Genomic DNA, 1,695 nt, shown 5'->3' with positions numbered 1-1,695 from the left:
CGTTCTGTTGAGTGGTGGAGTCCATCTCTGTCACGGCAATGCTGATCTGTTCAATGCCCTGACGTTGCTCGTTCGATGCGGTAGAAATTTCGTCGATAATCTGGCTGACCGTCGTGACGGAATTCACGATGTCTGCCATGCTGGCACCCGCTTTACTCACTAAATCAGTCCCCACGCTGATACGCATTACGGACGCGTTGATCAGTGATTCTATCTGTTTTGCGGCATCCGCACTGCGCTGCGCCAGCGTTCGGACTTCGCCGGCCACCACGGCAAAACCGCGCCCTTGCTCACCGGCTCTGGCGGCTTCTACGGCGGCATTCAACGCCAGAATATTCGTCTGAAAAGCAATGCCGTTAATCACACTGATGATTTCAGTAATCTGCTTTGAACTGGCAGCAATATCGCTCATGGTACCGACGACCTCATCGACTATCTGCCCGCCTTTGCGGGCATCATCACTGGCACTGGCGGCAAGTTTACTGGCCTGCAGGGTGTTCTCTGCGTTCAGTTGCACCGTTGAGGTCAGCTCCTCCATGCTGGCTGCGGTTTCCACCACGGCAGCGGACTGTTGCTCTGTTCTGGAGGCTAATTCCGCGTTCCCTGCAGCAATCTGGGTAGATGCACTGGCTAACTGACTAACGCTTCCACGTATGCCTGAGATGATGTCGCATAACTGTGAGTTCATCACCTCCATGGTTTCCGTCAGTTCACCCAGCTCATCTTTCGAGGTGGCGGCGATATGAGCCGTGAGATCACCACTGGAGATACGCTGAGCCAGGGCGAGGTTTTGACTGACAGGGCGTGTGATCTTACGTGTGATCGCCGATGCTGTGACCAGCCCGATGACAACGGCGAGTAATGAAAGCAGGGAAATGACGTTGATCGCATCGGAAATCAGCTGACTGTTATAGCCAACCTGCATATCTATCAGTGTGCTGGTGGTATTTTGCAGTGCATCAGCCGCCTTAGTCATGAGGTCGGTGGAGGATTGTGTTTCCCTGATGGCCAAAAAATACTGTTCTGCCGCACCATTAAACGCCTGATAGCGGTTCCATGCCGGGACTAACACGTTTTTTATCGTCTCCGGGAATTCCGTCAGGCTGTCATTGTAGAGCGACGCCGTGCGACGATGTAATGTCTCAAAATCCGATGCGTTTTGAGGAGTGTACTGTGCAATGAGTATGCTGCCAGCGTGGCTAAGCAGAGAAAGTGAAGAGAGCAGGTCACGCATTCTTTGGCGAGTGTTAGTGTCCACGGGAATATCCTGCAGGTTATTTTGCAGGTTGGTCAGAAAATTCCTGTCATTTTTCTTTTGCAGTTCATTAGCCAATTTTAGGCTGTGACGGTGTTTATTATAATAATCTGTTCGTAGCCTATCGTAGTGTTCAATATCGATGCTGAGCTGTTCAAGCTGCTTCCTGGTATCATCGTGCCAGGTGAACTGACTGGCCTCTTTCACCAGCCTGCGCATTGACTGGATGTCATCACTGTTTTGCTTCATTTTTTGCTCATCACCGGTGTGCATATAAACCAACCGTTTTTGTCTTGCTGCATCCAGTAGATTAACAATATTATTGGTCAGCGATGCCTTTACTGCGTTTTTTTCCAAGGTTTTTAACTCGTAGATACCGAAACCTGATATAGAAATCATGATGATAATTAACAGAGTAAATCCAGAAAAAAGCTTCTTAC

At 49.7% G+C, this 1,695-nt stretch carries 1 protein-coding gene; it reads right to left on the bottom strand.

Going from position 1 to position 1,695, the window contains the following annotated elements:
- The coding region (locus WH277_RS00145) for a methyl-accepting chemotaxis protein (protein WP_339503647.1) at nt 1–1,504 on the bottom strand (1,504 nt) is incomplete at its 3' end.
- Nucleotides 1,505–1,695: the final 191 nt, after the last annotated feature.

The organism is Erwinia sp. MYb416 (genome assembly GCF_037479575.1).
GTDB classification, from domain to species: Bacteria; Pseudomonadota; Gammaproteobacteria; order Enterobacterales; family Enterobacteriaceae; genus Erwinia; species Erwinia rhapontici.
This window is presented reverse-complemented; position numbering and strand designations above follow the sequence as displayed.